This is a genomic window from Neobacillus driksii (assembly GCF_013409995.1).
Taxonomy (GTDB): domain Bacteria; phylum Bacillota; class Bacilli; order Bacillales; family Cytobacillaceae; genus Neobacillus; species Neobacillus driksii.
On the sequence record NZ_JACCBX010000013.1, the window covers coordinates 17668 to 34801 of the forward strand.

Annotated in this window: 13 protein-coding genes; 6 read left to right on the forward strand and 7 right to left on the reverse strand. The window is 37.6% G+C overall.

The window, feature by feature from the left end; translation table 11 throughout:
- Nucleotide 1: 1 nt before the first annotated feature.
- A complete protein-coding gene (locus tag F4694_RS24610) occupies nucleotides 2-1042 on the reverse strand; it encodes a phosphotriesterase family protein (RefSeq protein ID WP_179602562.1) in 1041 nt (346 codons plus the stop codon).
- A gap of 450 nt (nucleotides 1043-1492) precedes the next feature.
- Nucleotides 1493-2047: a TetR/AcrR family transcriptional regulator gene (locus tag F4694_RS24615; RefSeq protein WP_179602563.1), complete on the reverse strand. Its 555-nt coding sequence runs from the start codon at nucleotides 2045-2047 to the stop codon at nucleotides 1493-1495.
- A 129-nt stretch (nucleotides 2048-2176) separates the two neighbouring features.
- Between F4694_RS24615 and F4694_RS24620 the strand changes: the two genes are divergently transcribed.
- A complete protein-coding gene (locus F4694_RS24620) occupies nucleotides 2177-2947 on the forward strand; it encodes an IclR family transcriptional regulator (protein WP_179602564.1) in 771 nt (256 codons plus the stop codon).
- Between the two features lie 51 nt (nucleotides 2948-2998).
- Here F4694_RS24620 and bcp read toward each other — a convergent pair whose 3' ends face one another.
- Together bcp and F4694_RS24630 are read right to left on the reverse strand one after the other, a co-directional pair.
- Complete coding sequence (gene bcp / locus F4694_RS24625) at nucleotides 2999-3469, reverse strand: thioredoxin-dependent thiol peroxidase (protein ID WP_179602565.1); 471 nt, start codon at nucleotides 3467-3469, stop codon at nucleotides 2999-3001.
- Between the two features lie 66 nt (nucleotides 3470-3535).
- Nucleotides 3536-3940 (reverse strand): potassium channel family protein, encoded by a 405-nt coding sequence (locus F4694_RS24630; protein ID WP_306458524.1) that lies wholly within the window; start codon nucleotides 3938-3940, stop codon nucleotides 3536-3538.
- Nucleotides 3941-4114: 174 nt separating this feature from the next.
- Here F4694_RS24630 and F4694_RS24635 point away from each other — a divergent pair, with 174 nt between their 5' ends.
- From F4694_RS24635 to F4694_RS24655, 5 genes are all read left to right on the forward strand, one after another.
- On the forward strand, nucleotides 4115-5410 hold the full coding sequence (locus F4694_RS24635) for a glutamate-1-semialdehyde 2,1-aminomutase (RefSeq protein ID WP_179602566.1): 1296 nt from the start codon (nucleotides 4115-4117) through the stop codon (nucleotides 5408-5410).
- 300 nt (nucleotides 5411-5710) lie between these two features.
- Nucleotides 5711-10180, forward strand: a complete 4470-nt coding sequence (locus F4694_RS24640; RefSeq protein ID WP_179602567.1) for a glutamate synthase-related protein — start codon at nucleotides 5711-5713, stop codon at nucleotides 10178-10180.
- A gap of 188 nt (nucleotides 10181-10368) precedes the next feature.
- Complete coding sequence (locus F4694_RS24645; RefSeq protein WP_179602568.1) at nucleotides 10369-11442, forward strand: FUSC family protein; 1074 nt, start codon at nucleotides 10369-10371, stop codon at nucleotides 11440-11442.
- A 708-nt stretch (nucleotides 11443-12150) separates the two neighbouring features.
- A complete protein-coding gene (locus F4694_RS24650; RefSeq protein ID WP_257029380.1) occupies nucleotides 12151-12942 on the forward strand; it encodes a mechanosensitive ion channel family protein in 792 nt (263 codons plus the stop codon).
- A gap of 158 nt (nucleotides 12943-13100) precedes the next feature.
- On the forward strand, nucleotides 13101-14033 hold the full coding sequence (locus tag F4694_RS24655; RefSeq protein WP_257029381.1) for a glycoside hydrolase family 43 protein: 933 nt from the start codon (nucleotides 13101-13103) through the stop codon (nucleotides 14031-14033).
- Nucleotides 14034-14129: 96 nt separating this feature from the next.
- Here the strand turns inward: F4694_RS24655 and F4694_RS24660 are convergent, their stop codons facing one another.
- The 3 genes from F4694_RS24660 to F4694_RS24670 form a co-directional block, all read right to left on the reverse strand.
- Nucleotides 14130-15905: an ABC transporter ATP-binding protein gene (locus tag F4694_RS24660; RefSeq protein ID WP_179602570.1), complete on the reverse strand. Its 1776-nt coding sequence runs from the start codon at nucleotides 15903-15905 to the stop codon at nucleotides 14130-14132.
- A gap of 118 nt (nucleotides 15906-16023) precedes the next feature.
- The gene (gene ntdP, locus F4694_RS24665) at nucleotides 16024-16554 is read right to left on the reverse strand and encodes a nucleoside tri-diphosphate phosphatase (RefSeq protein ID WP_179602571.1); all 531 of its coding nucleotides are present in this window, start codon (nucleotides 16552-16554) and stop codon (nucleotides 16024-16026) included.
- Between the two features lie 191 nt (nucleotides 16555-16745).
- On the reverse strand, nucleotides 16746-17003 hold the full coding sequence (locus F4694_RS24670; RefSeq protein WP_179602572.1) for a YgaB family protein: 258 nt from the start codon (nucleotides 17001-17003) through the stop codon (nucleotides 16746-16748).
- Nucleotides 17004-17134: the final 131 nt, after the last annotated feature.

Genomic DNA, 17134 nt, shown 5'->3' on the forward strand with positions numbered 1-17134 from the left:
TTTATTTTTGCTCTGCTACTACAAATGAACCTTTTTCCGCAGCTGCTGATGGACCAAAAGTAAGCACACGTTGTGGGTTATCTTCCAAAAGAATACGAACTTGTTTGTCCGTCACACCTGCTTTGCGTAACATTGGTACGAATTTTGTCAGCAAATATTCATAGCTGATTTCTTTCGCTTCATGTCCTTTTGCCACACCGACTGCATTTGTTGAGATTAATAAGCGATTGCCAAGACCTTCATTAAATAGTTCGACAATTAATTGAACACGTTGTTCATCGTTCACATAGCCTTCGTATTTAGCCCAGCCAACATGATCTAATGCTACATATGCACCCCGACGAGCAATAGCGAATGCTTCCCTGCGTTCAACTGCATCAAGACGGTCAAGACCTCCGAGGATAACACGGTTTGGTTCAATGCCTTCACCTAGCAAAAGTTCTAAATCACTAACCCCATCTGCACCATACTGAACTGAAACTGGTACCCCTGTAGTGAGAGCAGCTTGTGCAGATCCACGGAATAGATTGGTTTCTTTTTCTGTAATACCGTTACGACTTGCGATTGATGTCACTAAGCCTGCTAGACCTGAACGTTCAATACGTGGTACTACGATGCCTTCTGTCACTTCTTTTGCGAACAAATCAGCAAATTGTTCTGCTGACCAAGGGGTAGGAGGATTTTTTTGCGGAGTAACAAAGTAACCGCTTAACATTGGCTCCGGTCCTAATCCTGTTGACGCTATGATATGTACACCTGTCGTTTTCGAAACTGTTTCATAAAGTTTCACATCACGACCATGGAACATTCCCGTACGATCGACAATGGTTTTTCCACCGTGTCTGCGGAATTCAGTAAGCTTTCTTTTTAAAACCTCAAATATCTCGCTTTTGTCCATATTCATCTCAGGGGCATATTCCGCACCAGGCACTACAGAAAGAAGTGATTCATGAATGAGGACAACACCTAATTCATCTGCTGGCACTAGTCCAAGGACCGTCCGAACAACACCTGAATTTTTTTCTTGTAAATTTTCTAGCATTGTAAAACCTCCTATCATTAATAGTTTCTCACCTTAGAGGTAATGATTGATAACAAAAACAGACCGGTCGGTTTAATAATTAGAAGCCTTCTTCTGCTTCTATTAAAAAACAAAAAAACAACTCCATACAGACCGGTTGGTCCAATAGGACAAAAAATAAAAAAACACCTTTTGAAATGGAAGAAGTTAAAATGAAAAAACTTCTATAATACCATTTTTTAATGTAATCGCTTTCTATGCTGATAATAAAGCAAATTAATCTAAGGTATTAATAAGATATTATAATATTGTTATACCAAAGTCAAACAATTTGTAAAAATCTAAATTCGTATACTATAAAGCATCGAATTGATTAAGAAATGTATTCTTGGCAATGCAGAAAGCAGTGTGATTGTATACGCAACAAAACATAGAACAAATCTATGTTAGTTGCGTATTTTTTTATTAATACTAGTTAAATAGGTCAGATAATACATGAGAAATTATCTTTAGTGGATTGCTTGATTTCTGGGTTAAACAAAGTATTATTGCACCTTCAATAGAAGCATTCATCATTACTGCGATTGAATTGGCTTTTTCTTTCGAAAATCCATCTGACTCTAACTTGCTCACATATATCGTTTGCATCTTTAAGTAAAGGTCCGAACACACATCTCGGACTGGATCAGTCAGCGACCCCATTTCACTAACGATGCTGGTAATTGTAGACCCAGAAATCGTACCTTCTTGTTCAAAGTTGGAAACTAGTATATCAATCATTGCTTTTGTGGCTTCTTTAGTAGTTGGAGATTGTTTAAAAATATCCTGAATATGGGTAGTAATTACTTCACTTATCGACTGAAGACAAGCTATCAGTAATTCTTCTTTTCCATTAGGAAAGTGGTGATAAAACGAACCCTTTGAAACATTACACGCCTTTATGATTTCGGTTACTCCTACACCCTTATACCCTTTTTGCTGGAAAAGCGGTATTGAAATGTCGATTATCTGTAATTTTGTATCCATTTAATAGAAAAACTCCTTCATACCTAGAGGTCTTTTTATTACTATAGAAATAAATTTTCCATTTTTCAAGAATTTCAATATAATTGTTTACAACACTGCTATGATTAAATAGGGTTTAGGAGGTTTGATATGGAAGTAATTAAAAAAGGAACGACGATCCAATCATTAGAAGTAGGGATGAGCATTATAGAAATAATCGCCAAACAAGGCAGACCGTTAAGATTTTCTGAGATTCAGGAATTAACACAGATTACCAAAAGTAATCTTTATAAATATTTGAATACATTCACGCAATTAGGCGTTCTCTATCGTAACAAGGATACTGGAGAATATGTATTGGGAAGCAAGTTAATTGAATATGGGATGGCAGCAGTAGATCAAGAAAATGTAATCGATCGAATCTCACCTTTTCTAAATGAAATAAACGGAAAGAGTTCGAGTACCGTTTTATTTTCGACCTGGACTCAAAATGGTCCAATGATTGTTAAAGATTTTAATAACAATCGAGGGCTTAATATTGGTGCTCAAATTGGAACCTTTCTTCCTATTCGATCTGCGACAGGCAAGGTATTTTTGGCCTTCATGGAAGAACAAAAGATTCGGGAGTGGAAAGTAAAGGAATTCATGCAGATTTCTCCAGATAAAATCAGTCAGCTTGAGGCGGAATGCGATTCCATCCGGGAGAAAGAAATTGCCTTTGCCAGGGAACCGCTGGTCCCATCCGTGTCTTCCGTTGCCATTCCGATTTTAAACTATAAGAAAAACCTCCTTGGAGCTGTAACGGTTGTAGGCTTTTCTGAGTTTATCCCACAAAATGAAGACAATGAAATATCTCGTTATTTATTAGATATTAGCAAAGAAATTTCTGGTAGTTTCGGATATAGGTCCAAGGAGTTATAAGAATAATATTAACAAAAAGCGAGGGAGCTCCCCCGCTTTTTTTCCTGACTATTATGCTAAATTTTCTTTTACATACTGCAAAGCTTCTTCCACATGCCCTTTAACTTTAACTTTTCGCCACTCTTTTGCTATTTTACCTTCTTTATCAATGACAAATGTAGATCTTTCAATTCCCATATACTCTTTACCAAAATTCTTCTTTAATTTCCAAACCTCATACAATTCAGAAACTCTTGTGTTTTCATCAAATAAAAGTAAGAAAGGTAAGTTGTACTTATCTATAAACTTTTCATGTTTTTCTATTGGGTCGGGGCTGACGCCAATAATTACACAGTCTAACTGTGAAAAGTCACCGTGATAATCCCTAAAATCACATGCTTGGGTCGTACAGCCTGGTGTCATATCCTTTGGATAAAAATACAAAACAACATTTTTGCCTTTAAAATCTGACAACTTTACTTTTTCACCATTGCTAGCTAACAATTCAAAATCAGGAGCTTGTTTGCCTACATCAACTGTCATATCTTACATCACCTCATGGAAAATATACTCTTCCATAAGCCTAACCAAACAGGATTAACAATACAACTATTTAATTTCATTAACTTCACGGTCCATCAATGCACGAGCAACAAATGCTGCTGGCATGGTATAGCCAATTAAAGCTTCCACTACTGCGACCATCCTTCCTAAGCCGTGTGGAATTACATCTCCATTCCCAACAGAAAATAATGTCATTGCACTAAAATAAAAGCTTGTTTCGAACAAGTTATAGTTGTTTTCATCATTTACTTCCACAAGTAATGAGATTCCTTTTAATTCAAACAATAAATAGATCAGTCCAAATCCGAGAATAACAGTTAAGTAGATAGAACCCAAAAAAAGAGCATTTTCAATTGAAACAAACTTTCCTTTTATGGTGTTAGGAATAAACAACGTCCTGATACTCATAAAAATACAAAAGATTACGATTGGTAATAAAAAATAAAACATCAGCGGACACCTCGGGTAGAGTCAGTTAGTCTAATTCTATGCCTGCTTGGACAATAAAATATCAACAATCCTTATAAAAAAGGCGAACCGTAAAATTTTTCAAAAGTAAAACAAATAAAAGTCGAATAAAAAAGTGCTATTATAGGAAGGAATCCATTTCAAGGAGGAAAAGAAATGCAATTTACAAATTCTGAACGAATACATAATGAAGCGTTAGAACATATTGTTGGCGGTGTAAACAGCCCCTCTCGTTCTTACAAGGCAGTTGGCGGCGGTGCCCCAGTGGTAATGGAGCGTGCTCAAGGAGCCTATTTTTGGGATGTCGACGGCAATCAATATATCGATTTTCTAGCTGCTTACGGGCCAATTATTACAGGGCATGCTCATCCCCATATAACAGAAGCGATAAAAAAGGCTGCCGAAAGCGGAGTACTTTATGGCACGCCTACCCCGCATGAGGTAAAATTTGCAAAAATGCTAAAGGAAGCTATGCCATTCTTAGAAAAAGTTCGTTTTGTGAATTCAGGTACAGAAGCAGTCATGACAACGATTCGGGTTGCACGCGCCTATACAGGCAGAGATAAGATTATTAAGTTTGCTGGCTGTTATCATGGTCACTCTGACCTTGTTTTGGTTGCTGCCGGGTCAGGTCCATCAACCCTTGGGACCCCTGATTCAGCAGGAGTTCCAAAGAGTATCGCCCAAGAAGTGATTACCGTTCCTTTTAATGATATCGAACCTTTTAAAGAAGCATTAGAAAAATGGGGAGACCAAATTGCAGGTGTTCTAGTGGAACCGATTGTTGGAAACTTTGGGATTGTTGAGCCAAAACCTGGTTTCCTACAACAGGTCAACGACCTTACCCATGCAGCGGGTGCGCTTGTCATCTATGATGAAGTCATTACAGCTTTCCGCTTTATGTATGGAGGAGCACAGGATTTATTAGGTATCCAGCCTGATTTAACAGCTCTAGGGAAAATTATTGGCGGCGGTCTGCCGATTGGAGCCTATGGCGGACGCAAAGAAATTATGGAGAAAGTGGCACCACTTGGACCTGCCTATCAAGCGGGAACAATGGCTGGAAACCCAGCTTCCATTCTTTCGGGGATTGCCTGTCTCGAGGTCCTAAAGCAAGAGGGAGTTTATGAGTACCTTGACCGTTTAGGTGCCATGCTTGAACAAGGAATTCTAGAAGCGGCGAAAGAACATGATATTCAAATTACCATCAATCGTTTGAAGGGTGCGCTTACAGTTTATTTTACAAATGAAAAAATTGAAAACTATGAGCAAGCAGAAAATACAGACGGTGAAATGTTCGGAAAGTTTTTCAAATTAATGCTGCAACAAGGAATCAATCTTGCACCATCTAAATATGAAGCATGGTTCTTAACCATTGCTCATACAGAAGACGACATTGAGGCTACACTTCATGCAGTAAATAATGCATTTTCTCTACTTAAGAACGAATAAATATACATTTTTCATGCACTAAAAGAGAGTGGTTAACACTCTCTTTATTTTGTTATCTACCTTTGGAAACGTTTACATTATCACTTTCCTTTACTTTCCATCGCGAAATTTTCCCTGAATTTTCTATCCACATTCTTGTATATTTATTTGATTTCTGAAAATTCTTATGATAATATTAATTTATTATTCTTAAAACAAATTTTTCTATTGGCCTGTGCTTTATTTGTCATAATTTCTCACATTAAAAAGATAAATAGGAGGTGAAGCGGCTTTAGAGGATCTCCGCTGAAGCCAATTTATATGAATGAAAGATGGACCCCTTCCCTTTTCAAAGATTTCCATAAGCATGAACACGATGCCTGCGGAATTGTTGCTTGTCTTGAAAAAACCAAGCTGCCTACTAGAAAAAACATTTTTGATTGCATAGATGCCTTAGTTACAATGAATCATCGTGCTGGCTTCATTAACGGTGAAGGTGATGGCGTTGGGATTCATGTTGATATCCCAAAAGCACTTTGGAAAGAAAAATTACAAAGTGCCGGTGTAGACCCCTCTCACACAGAAAATGCGAGTTTTGCTGTAGGTCATGTTTTTATCAGCCAAAAGGCTGACTGGTTATCTACTAAACAAGAATTACTTCAGAAATTAAAAAACTTTGAATTAGATATTATTTTTGAAACAAATCAAGTAACCGATTCAAGTGCATTAGGACCTATTGCTATCCAGGAGAATCCGGTTTTTTGGCAATTTGCCTGCCTTTCTGAAAAATCAGGGCAAGTATTAACGAAAATCTTATTCGAAGCAATCGTCGATTTAGAAACCAATGAACATGTTCATGTCGCGTCGCTAAGCCAAAATCATGCCGTATATAAAGTCATGGGTGCTGGCGATATACTCCCTCGTTATTACAAAGATCTAGCCAGTCCAATTGTTGCATCAACGATTACTCTAGGTCATAACCGTTATTCTACGAATACCCTTTCTAGTTTTTTCCGGGTCCAGCCTTTTAGTGTGCTTGGTCACAACGGAGAAATTAATACGATTGCAAAGCTTCGTGACGAAGCGAGAATGATTGGTGTTCCACTCGTAAAGGATGGCAGTGACTCGCAAGATTTAAGCCGGACAATGGAAACGTTAATTTGCCGTGAAGGGTATACGTTATTCGAGGCAATGGATCTTTTATTCCCGCCTATTATCAATGAAATTAAAGCCTACTCTGAGGATTTACAAGATTTATATACTTATATTCGTGAAGCTTGGGGCCATTTTGCTCAAGGTCCAGCTGGCATTATTTCAAGGTATGGAGATGAAGCAGTTTTTAGTGTAGATGCATTAGGACTACGCCCGCTTTGGATGCTAGAAATCGAAACTTCATATTTATTTTCATCCGAGCCAGGGATTATTCCTTCCAGTGAATATGTAAATGATCCTAAGCCTTTAGCTCCTGGAGAAAAGGTCGGCTTTAAGTGGAACAATAATAAATTAGAAGTTTTCGAGCAGAAACGCTTCCAAACAGAGGTTTATAACCGATATTCTAACCGCTTAAATCTTGAAAATTCTAGATTGCGTTTACAAGTACCTACATTAGAGAAAACAATTACTATGAATTATCCAGACAAAATTCATAATGGGCAATATAAAGCATTTGGCTGGGAAAGAGATCACATTCAACTAATCGAGCAAATGGCTGAAAAGGGTGTTGAGCCAATTCGTTCCTTAGGACATGACGCACCATTAGCTGCGCTTAATCCTGAGCGAAAAAACATTGCCGATTATATAAAAGAAAGTGTAGCTGTGGTTACAAATCCAGCCATTGACCGCGACCGTGAAACGGAGCATTTTTCTACGCGAGTGATTATAGGAAAACGTCCTGGTTTATTCAATAACGAAAAAACTGAAACACTTCTTGAGTTAACCACTCCCCTTCTTATAGAGGGCAAAGCTGGTTATAGCTGTTCAGAAGCCATTGGTCAGCCTAGCTTTGATCAAGTTCTTCACCATTTCCAAAAGCAAAAGCTTGTTGCGTTTATTTCAACAACTTTTAGGAAAGATGAAAACATTGATAGTGCTTTAACAAGAATTTCAAATGAGGCCGTTCAAGCGGTCACTTCAGGAAAGTCATTAATCGTCCTCGATGACGCAAACGCACATCAGGATGACTTTTATTGGATTGATCCACATTTAGTTACATCTGCCGTTGACCAGGCATTAGTAACAGCTGAATTAAGAAGAAATTGTTCATTAGTCCTTCGTTCAGCAGCTATTCGTTCCCTGCATGACATGATTACTGTTTTTGGATTAGGCGCAGATTTAATCAGTCCATATTACATGTTCATGACCGTACTCGATGAAAACAATAAACCTTTGATTAACCTTTACAGTGCGTTATCAAAAGGACTTGAAAAAGTAATATCAACCATTGGGATTCATGAACTACGCGGATATGGCAGACTTTACTCCAGTATCGGCTTACACGAAGATATTGCCAATGTGTTGAATATTGTTAACTTTTTTGGCTCTAATGAGATTGAGAATGATTTTGAATCAATGAAGAATGATGCTTTTGCAAGGGCTGCGGATTATCAGAACGAGAAGGAAAGAGTCGGTAAAACCTTTCACCTCTTCCCTCGTATCTGGAAGGCTATTGGTGAAGTTGCTGCAACTGGTGACTACAGTGCTTACCGGGAAAAAATCAGCGAACAAGAAGAGCAGAATCCGACGACCATTCGCCATTTACTTCAGTTAAAGAAGAGCAATCAAGCAATCTCACCAGATAATGTTAATATTGCAGTTGGTGAGCATGATTTACCATTTATTATTTCTTCGATGTCGTTCGGTTCACAGAATGAGATTGCGTTTAGAGCTTATGCTGAAGGTGCTGACCGCCTAAACATGGTCTCTCTAAATGGTGAAGGCGGCGAAATCAAGGATATGCTTGGTAAATATCCAAAAACAAGAGGACAGCAAATCGCCTCTGGACGTTTCGGGGTAAACGCAGAGCTATTAAACTCTTCTAATCTATTAGAAATTAAAATCGGTCAAGGCGCAAAGCCTGGAGAAGGCGGACACTTACCTGGTTCAAAGGTAACCGCCAAGGTTGCTGCAGCACGTAATGCTACACTTGGTTCAGACTTAATTTCACCATCAAACAACCATGATATTTATTCAATCGAGGATCTAGCACAAATGATCCTAGAATTAAAAACAGGTAATGACCAAGCAAAAATTGCTGTAAAAGTACCTGTTGTACCAAATATCGGAACTATTGCTGTAGGAATTGCTAAAGCGGGCGCTGATATTATTACATTAAGTGGTTTTGATGGCGGTACAGGTGCTGCCAGAATACATGCACTCCAGCATGTTGGCCTTCCTGTTGAAATTGGAGTAAAAGCAGCCCATAATGCCCTTCTAGAAAGTGGACTACGTAACAAAGTAGAGTTGTGGGCAGATGGTGGAATGAAGAGTGCTTTAGATGTCATGAAGGTTATGCTTCTCGGTGCAAACCGTGTTGGCTTCGGAACATTATCTATGCTTGCAATCGGCTGTACAACATGCCGTGGATGTCATTTAGATACCTGTCACGTCGGAATTGCCACTCAGATTGAATCTGAAGTTCAAGCGAAGGAACATGGGCTTCGCCGCTTTGTTCCACGTCAACTTGACTTAGCTGTTAATGGAATTATGAATTTATTTTCATCCTTTGCAAATGAATTAAAAGCTTTGGCGGCGTCTGTTGGTATTACTAATTTACAAGATGCAGTTGGACGTTCCGATTTGCTAGAGCAGGTTAAAGGAAAAAATCAGCTTAGCCTATCGTATTTATTAAAGCCGTTAGAAATTAGCCAATTCACGAAAACAGAAGAATCCAAGGCATTGCAAGAAGTTCAAATGCAAGTAGCAGTTGGTGCCGAGTATTTAGACGCCAGCGTGGATGAATTACATTCTTCTCGTGAATTTGACAGTGTCACCTCTGAACAGCGCGTTCTAGCGAGCAGAGTTTCTTGTCATCGTGTCCGCGGAAGACTTGATGGTTCATACCAACAGCTCCCTCCTGTCCAGCTAAAGTATAAGAATGGTTCGATTCCTGGTAATGGCTTAGGGGCTTATAATAGTGGAGGAATTGAAATCACTGTTAACGGTGGCGGTCAAGATGGAGTGGGTAAAACTTCTTTTGGCGGAAATATCTTTATCCTTAAGTCTAAAGGAAAAGACGGCAACTATTATAACGGTTCTGTCGGAAAAGGTTTCGGTTATGGCGCTCAAAAAGGACTTCTAGTTGCCCAAGGTAATGCTGATGCCCGTGCAGGAATTCGTCTTTCTGGTGCTGATTTAATTGTTGGCGGATTTGTGAAGCAGCCTATTCTTGAAAAAGAAACTGGCAATATCGGTGCAAATGCAAATATTAAAGGTTTTGCCTTTGAATATATGACGAACGGCCGTGGATTAGTGTTAGGAGATCCAGGACCATGGATTTGTGCTGGTATGACTGGCGGTGTCGTTTATGTTCGCCAACAGCCTGAACTTGGTTTAACAGCAGAAGCGATTATGAGACGGATTGCAAAAGGTGCTAAAGTTTCCGTCATGAGCTTAAGCGAAAATGGCAAAAAAGATGTCAATGAACTTCTTGGTAAATATACAGATATCCTAGAAAACGACGGACAGACAGAAGAGGCAAATCTGCTTCGTGCGTTACTCTCTAACCCAGAAGATCACTTTATTCAAATTGTACCGGTTAAAGAACAAGCTGACCCAGCTGTATCTACGGAATGATTAATAAGAGAACGTCCGCGTAGGTGGACGTTCTTTTTTTGTGTTTAAACAAATATCTTTAACTATTGCTGAAAAAAATTCATATAATATCTCTTGATAAAATGTTTTAATCCATGTATAGTACGTAATTGTTCATTAATGAAGTAAACTATGTAAAATCACTTAAATTTGAAAGGAAACCATTTGGAATGAAGTTAGGTGCCCGCATCTTTAAAACGGGAATTGCAATTGTCTTATCCCTTTACTTAGCACAGCTGCTACACTCACCCTCTCCTGTATTGGCAGGTATTGCTGCAATTTTTGCCATCCAGCCGACAATCTATCGTTCTTATTTAACGATTATTGAACAAATACAAGGAAACTTAATAGGTGCAATACTTGCAGTCATTTTTGTCCTTTTATTAGGAAATCACATTATCATTATTGGGTTAGCCGCTGTAATTGTTATTATTATCAATCTTAAGCTGAAAATTGAAAATACAATCGGACTTTCTCTTGTAACGCTTATTTCGATTATGGAAACTCCTGGAACTGATTTTATTCCATTTGCAGGAATCCGTTTCTCAACCATTATGATTGGAGTCTTTTCTGCTTTCGTGGTAAACCTTGTTTTTCTGCCGCCTAAATATGAAAATAAGCTTTATTTTAAAATCACAGGGACTACTGAGGAAATTATTCGCTGGATTCGATTAAGTACCCGGCATGACTTCGATCACAATATGCTAAAGAGCGATATTGAAAAATTAAAAGACAACTTAATTAAGATTGAACAGTTTTATATAATGTATAAAGAAGAAAGAAGTTATTTTAAAAAGATTAGTTTAGAAAAGTCAAGAAAGCTAGTGGTCTTCAGGCAAATGAGCTCTACGGCTAAAAAAGCACTGGATACATTAAAAAAACTTCATCGATTTGAAAATGAAATCCTTCATCTGCCGGAAAACTTTCAACAGTCGATACAAGAGCAACTCGACAGTGTCATTTACCACCATGAGCAATTAATGCTTCGGTTTATTGGTAAAGTTCCAACACCCTTAGACAATGAAACAAATACCTGTATGAATAATAAGGAACTATTTGAGTTATTCTTGAACCACCAAAAGCTATACCGCGACCAAGACGATCCGCATTTATATCATACTATGCAAGTAATTTCTTCGATTATTGATTACGGGGAGCAGATCGAGCACCTGGATACATTAATCACCAGCTTTCACTCCTTTCATCATAACGAGGTATCCATTGAACAGAAAGAAATTGAATAAAAAAACTTACCGGCTAGGTAAGTTTTTTTTCATTTTATGTTAAAGTATATTTTTACCTGTTAAAAGCAACATAAAGGAAAACAGCTAAGGAGTATTATTATGTTTGTCGCGATAATTAGAATTGGTCTTCTATTAATACCGTGGTTGACTGTTTTTTTAATTCCCAAAAATGTGTTTAAAAAATATACACCTTCTGCAATCTTTGCGTCCTTACTTGTTGCTATTAATTGCATGTTATCTGTTCCTTTTAAATGGTGGACAGTAAAAGGCGGATTACTTAATAAAGTTTTTAATGATTTGAGCTTTATACTCGGTCCGTTTTTTATAGGCACCATTTGGATTTTTCGTTTAACCTTCGGGAAATTCTGGTTATACCTTTTGGTGAATACACTTATGGACTTATTTCTTGCTTATCCAATGAATTGGCTAATGCAAAAATTAAAAGTCTATAAATTAGTAAATTTTAAATCTAAACACGTTTTTTTCCTATCGATTTGTTTTGCTCTTATTATTTATCCCTTCCAATTATTTATATCTCGAACAAAGTCCAGTGAATGAAACTGGATTTTTTTTATTTACTCTTTGGTTTTATTCATGCTATCGTTAAGTTTTGTTAGGAAGTGTTTTCTCCTTATACACATTTCTTTTATTATTAATGTAAAAAAAGTGGGAGTTGATAGAATGTTTTTCTTGGGACTGTTTGAGCAGTTGCCTGTACAAGTAGTAACGGTGGCACTGCTGATTATACTTACGGTTTATTTGATCCGCAAATTCATTAAACTATTCTTTGACAAAACGAGCTTCTTGGACGAAAAGCATGAAGAGACAATAATGCATTTCGCTAACCAGGTGACAAAAGTAGTTGGACTAATCATTTTCTTAATTTATGTACTTAGCCATTTCTTCGACCTGACAAAGTTTGTCACCGGCTCGGTAGTTGTGGCAGGCTCCTTGGCATTAATCTTTCAGCATATCATCCGTGATTACATTATGGGACTGACATACTTGTTTGAGCGTCAAATCCATCTCGGGGATTATGTGATCATCAATGGAAACCGTCAGGGGAAAATTGAGGAAATCAGCATGCGCTACCTAAAGATCCGCCAGTATGACGGGTTTCTCTATACTGTATCCTATAGCAGCATTACAGAACTTCAGAACGGGAACCGGGGGAAGCGACGGGTAAATGAAAGTCTTGTCCTCAACTATATGCAAAATCCTGACATGGCCTTCAAAGTAATGGAGGAAGTGGCACAAATATGCAACGAGAAATATGTTGAATACCTATTGAAGGATGAAAACGGCATATCTTTGGAAAGTTTCAAATTCAACGAAATCACCGAACTGAACGTCGATTTCAGGGGTCACCGTTATTCAATATCTGCCCTTGTAAACGAAGCGGACTTCGTTGAAGCTGGCAAAAAGGTTAGGTATGAACTGGCAATGGCTGCCTACAAAAGCGACTTGATGATTTCAGAAAGCCTTAGCACAATCCAATAACATAAAAAAAGTCTTCATAAATGGCAGACTTTTTGTTGAATGTAGGTAGCTATTAAATTTTACTGATTTTTCATTGTTTTAGTCTGATATATAGATTGAATGACTCCTTTATTAATGAGAATATTTATATAATATTTCATTGGAGGAGAGTTAACAAAATGACCTATGTTGATATGGATATAGATAAGAAGAAATATGAGGCCTATTTATTTGTGCATTTTATTCATGAAGACGAGCGCAGAGATGACTTAGAGCAAGTCTACTTTTCCGTTAGTAAAGATGGCTTGAAATGGGAAACTCTTAATGAAAAGAAACCGATATTGACATCTACTTTAGGAGATTTCGGGGTAAGAGATCCGTTTATTATCCGTTCCCCAAAAGAAAATAAATTTTACATTATTGGCACCGATTTATCTATGTACCATCGTAAGGATTGGGACGAGGTACAGAGAACTGGAAGTCAGCATATTGTGGTTTGGGAGTCTAAAGATTTGATAAACTGGTCAGAACAAAGATTAGTTAAGGTTGGACCGGAAACTGCAGGCTGCGTTTGGGCTCCAGAAGCAATATATGATAAAGAAGCCGATGATTTTCTAGTATTCTGGGCTTCAAGGGAGAATTTTGGTGCTGAGAAACATAAAATCTATTATTCTAAAACGAAGGATTTTATAAACTTTACTGCACCTAAAATATATATTGAAAGAGCGAATCATATTATTGACACAACTATTATTGAAGAGGACGGTAAATATTATCGTTTTTCAAAAGACGAGACAGTTAAAACGATTACCGTAGAGGTTTCGGAATTTTTACTTGGAGAGTTCACTCCACTGGATACGAACCTAAAAAATATAATTGGTGTTGAGGGACCTGCCTGCTTCAAAATAAAAGGTGAAGATAAATGGTGCTTATTACTCGATCACTATGCGGTTGAGAAAAAATATGTACCATACTATACAACGGACTTAAAAACAGCACAATTTACAAAGAGTCCAGAAGATTTGGATATACCTGTTAATTCCAAGCATGGCGGGGTTATGCCAATCACTTTGGATGAGTACAACGCTGTGGTCCAAGCCTATCGAAAGTGAAGTATTTATCATAATGTGGAGGGCTGTTGGGAAGCAATTAAGAGCCCGTGCGCAAAAAAAATGACGTAATCAAATACGTCATTTTTTTGCTTTTTATTATGCTTGCAGAGGAGCTTTTTCTTCATGCTGTTCAAGCTGCTGAACTTGGAATAATTTATAATAATTACCCTGTTTCGCCATTAAATCTTCATGTTTACCCACTTCGACAATTTGACCGTGTTCGATTAAGACAATTCGATCAGCATGAGTGATGGTGGATAAACGGTGAGCTACAACAAAGGTCGTCCGATCCTTAGCCAGCTTATCAAGGGCCTCTTGAATAAGGTGTTCACTTTCTAAATCTAGTGCTGAAGTTGCTTCATCTAGGATCAAGATAGGAGGATTACGTAAAAATACTCGAGCTATTGCCACTCTTTGCTTTTGTCCTCCAGATAGCTTTACGCCTCTTTCTCCGACCTTCGTATCATATCCATATGCTAGATTCTCAATAAAATCATGCGCATTGGCCGCTTTTGCTGCTTGATATACTTCTTCATCCGTTGCACCAGGTTTTCCTAATAAGATATTGTTCTTTACAGAATCACTAAATAAGATATTATCCTGAAAAACTACCCCTATTTTATCCCTTAAGGATTGAACCTGGAAATGGCGGATATCCACTCCATCTAAGAGAATTTTTCCGTCCGTGATATCGTAGAAACGAGGAATCAGGCTGACAAGCGTCGACTTGCCTCCTCCGCTCATCCCAACAAGGGCAATGGTCTCACCCTTTTTTACATCAAGATTGATGTTTTTCAGAATCATTTCCTCTGATTCATTGTAGGTAAATTGAACATGATCAAACGTAATGTCTCCCTTCACATCCTTGCACTCAACCGCATTGGGAGAATCGACAATATCATATTTTTCATCGAGGAATTCAAATACTCTGTCCATAGAGGCGAATGACTGTGTTAAGGTTGTTGAAGAGTTCACAAGCCTTCTTAACGGATTGTACAATTTATCAACATAAGCAAAAAACGCCATCATTGTTCCCAGTGATAAATCTCCTTGAATAACAAGGTAGGCAGAGTAGCCAATAACGAGCAAAGGTGCAACATCCGTAATCGTGTTAACGGCTGCAAATGCCTTCGCATTCCAGCTGGTGTGTTCTAAGGCTTTATCTAAAAAGTTTTTATTTTGTTTATCAAACTGTGTCTGCTCAAACTCATCGATTGCAAAGCTTTTTATGACGGGCATTCCTTGCACACGTTCATGGAGGTAGCTCTGAACCTCAGAAAGTGCTTGAGAACGAGACTTTGTGAGTTTACGTAAATTACCAAAAAAGTATTTGATTGAAAATGCATATAGCGGAAATAACAAAATTGAAACCACTGATAGACTGACATTCATATAAAACATAATAATTATTGCGATAACAATTGTGGCGATATCGAGCCAAAGATTCATTAAACCAGTGATTACAAATGTTTTTGTCTGCTCAACATCATTTATAACGCGTGAAATGACTTCTCCTGTTCGAGTATTAGCAAAATACTTAAAGCTGAGTTTCTGGATATGTGTATACATACGGTCACGGATATCGTATAGAATTTTACTTGATGTCCATTGGGCGAAATATTGGCGGTAATATTCAATCGGCGGTCTTAAAACAACAAAAACAACGATCATTACCCCCATAATTAGAAGTAATTTTTCTAGTTTCTCATCGTTGGCTAAACTACCATTGCCAATGATATCATCCACTACATACTTAATGAGCATGGGAATGATAAGCGGGATGGCGAATTTTACAACCCCGATAATAATCGTCCCAATAATTTGAAGGCGATATGGCTTAACAAATTCGAGATATCTGCGAACACTGCTCAAGATTGGCCCCCTTTCCTGCTGTGCACTTTAATATGAACAGGGAAAGATGATGAAGGCAGCTACGAATTACTGTGTAGGTGCCTTCATCATCTTTCCATGCGAATTGAAGCATTTTCCATTAACGTCTGTAAGTTAAGTAACGCTCGTACCAGATATCAATAAAATCAGGTGCAAATGGTCCTTTGCGCTGCCGGATCCAATGAATGAGCTTCTCAACATTTCTTTTTAAAATTTGGTCAATTACTTCGGGATATTTCATCTCACGACGGTGACGTTCATATTCATCTTCGTCTAACAAATTAAACGTCATATCAGGGAATACCTTGATATCAAGGTCATAATCAATATATTTAACTGCTTCACCATCAAAGATAAATGGTGAGCTGAGATTACAATAGTAGTAAATACCATCTTCACGAATCATTCCAATAATATTAAACCAGTATTGTGAATGAAAATAACAAATTGCTGGTTCCCTTGTAATCCACGTTCTTCCATCTGATTCCGTTACAATTGTGCGATCATTCCCGCCAATTACTAAATTTTGGGATCCCTTTAAAACGGTCGTTTCTTCCCAGACGCGATGGATGTGCCCATTGTGTTTATAGCTATGTATTTGTATCGGTTCTCCTTCGATGGGTACGCCCATGATTCTCCCCTTCTTCCTTCCTAAACGCTTTGTAACCTATATTCCTGCACTTAAACGACAAATGGTAACAAATCATTTACTATTTCTTATTATTATAACGGTTGAATAAAGAATTTAAAACAAAAGAGCCATTGATTTCAATGACTCTTTGAAAAAAATTGCATATTTTTAACTATTTTTTCATTTTTCACCTATATTGAAGGCTCTAAGTCAGTTTCACGATAAGATTGAATCACTTCTTCTGTTTGTTTTTCAAAAATTTCCTGAATTTCTTTTAGCTCTTTTTTCATTTGATTGATATCAAACTGGACACTTTCTAACTCTGTTTCGTTTTGTAAAATCTGTAGTTGTTGTTCGATTTCCTGACAACGTTCAAGTTCGCCCTGAAGGTATAGTAACTTTTCCATTGTCATCATCTGCTCAGATACTAAACGGTTAAAATGATCCATTTACCACACCGCCTTATTTTTTCTATCTAATATGTATTCTTTAACAAATAAATATATCCTTTGACTAGTTATGTAGAGTAAGAAGAAGTTTTGTCGAAATGTTTTTTTCACATGAAGAAGACGCTCTTTCG

What these genes read in the sequence shown, in the direction of transcription:
- F4694_RS24610 (WP_179602562.1), bottom strand. Translation starts at nt 1,042, where the DNA reads ATGCTAGAAAATTTACAAGAAAAAAATTCAGGTGTTGTTCGGACGGTC.
- F4694_RS24615 (WP_179602563.1), bottom strand. Translation starts at nt 2,047, where the DNA reads ATGGATACAAAATTACAGATAATCGACATTTCAATACCGCTTTTCCAG.
- F4694_RS24620 (WP_179602564.1), top strand. Translation starts at nt 2,177, where the DNA reads ATGGAAGTAATTAAAAAAGGAACGACGATCCAATCATTAGAAGTAGGG.
- bcp (WP_179602565.1), bottom strand. Translation starts at nt 3,469, where the DNA reads ATGACAGTTGATGTAGGCAAACAAGCTCCTGATTTTGAATTGTTAGCT.
- F4694_RS24630 (WP_306458524.1), bottom strand. Translation starts at nt 3,940, where the DNA reads ATGTTTTATTTTTTATTACCAATCGTAATCTTTTGTATTTTTATGAGT.
- F4694_RS24635 (WP_179602566.1), top strand. Translation starts at nt 4,115, where the DNA reads ATGCAATTTACAAATTCTGAACGAATACATAATGAAGCGTTAGAACAT.
- F4694_RS24640 (WP_179602567.1), top strand. Translation starts at nt 5,711, where the DNA reads ATGAATGAAAGATGGACCCCTTCCCTTTTCAAAGATTTCCATAAGCAT.
- F4694_RS24645 (WP_179602568.1), top strand. Translation starts at nt 10,369, where the DNA reads ATGAAGTTAGGTGCCCGCATCTTTAAAACGGGAATTGCAATTGTCTTA.
- F4694_RS24655 (WP_257029381.1), top strand. Translation starts at nt 13,101, where the DNA reads ATGACCTATGTTGATATGGATATAGATAAGAAGAAATATGAGGCCTAT.
- ntdP (WP_179602571.1), bottom strand. Translation starts at nt 16,554, where the DNA reads ATGGGCGTACCCATCGAAGGAGAACCGATACAAATACATAGCTATAAA.
- F4694_RS24670 (WP_179602572.1), bottom strand. Translation starts at nt 17,003, where the DNA reads ATGGATCATTTTAACCGTTTAGTATCTGAGCAGATGATGACAATGGAA.